The organism is Streptococcus sp. LYSM12 (assembly GCF_004569635.1).
Taxonomy (GTDB): domain Bacteria; phylum Bacillota; class Bacilli; order Lactobacillales; family Streptococcaceae; genus Streptococcus.
This window is the reverse complement of sequence record NZ_SPOZ01000067.1, coordinates 1-950: the sequence shown is the minus strand read 5'-3', so window position 1 is coordinate 950 and position 950 is coordinate 1. Positions and strand designations below refer to the sequence as shown.

The following is a 950-nucleotide window of genomic DNA, read 5'->3' as shown; positions in this document are numbered from 1 at the left end:
AATGGCAATCTGACCAGTGTCCTATCTGGTAGTGAGCGCATCAAGAGCTATAGCTATGACCTGAAAGACCAGTTGATTTCAGCTACTCAAGGGTTAGGTGACAAGGCGTCAACCTCCACCTATACCTATGATAGTGTGGGCAATGTCACCTCTATTACCAACGGCAATGGTAAGGTCACGACTTACACCTATGACCAACTCTCCAATGTCATTGAGCGGATGACTGCTCTTGGCGACAAGGAAACCTACAGCTACAACATCAACAACCAACTTGAGAAAGTCACCAAAGCCGATGGAGAGACCATCACCTATGACTACAACAAGCTGGATCAACTGCTCACCGTAGACTATTCTAAGAAAGAAGACGGTCAAGTCCTCTATACCTATGATGCGGACGGTCGCCGTGTGTCTATGAGTGACCTGACAGGGACTACTCATTACGAGACCAACCTGGAGGGTGAAATCACCGGTGTTCGTCAGGGCGATGGCAGTGTCATTCAGTACGACTATGATGACTTTGGCAATATCCGTCAGATGACCTATCCAGACGGAAGCACCGTTTCCTACACCTATGATGAGCTGGACCGTCTGACCTCTGTGACTGATGTCAAGGGTAAGAAAACCACCTATAGCTACAATGAAGCAGGCGACATGACGGAAGTCAAACGGGGAGAAGGAACCAAGAGCTACCTGACCTATGACAAGGCACACCGTGTGACCGAACTCCGTCATGTGGATAAGAAGAACAAGCTGATTTCTAGCTACACCTACGAGTACGACGATGGGAATTACATCACCAAGGAAACGATCACCCAAGATGGGAAAACCCTTGTCCAAGCCTATACCTACGATACCCTCGGTCAAATCGAGACCATGACAGTATCTGACAAGGCTGGTAAGGAACTGTCTACGCTCTCTTACACCTACGACTTGGCTGGAAACAAGCTGAC

1 pseudogene is annotated in these 950 nt (G+C 48.4%); it reads left to right on the top strand.

The annotated features are described in order from the left end of the window. Nucleotides 1–950, top strand: a pseudogene (locus E4T79_RS10710) (hypothetical protein); the annotation flags it as partial.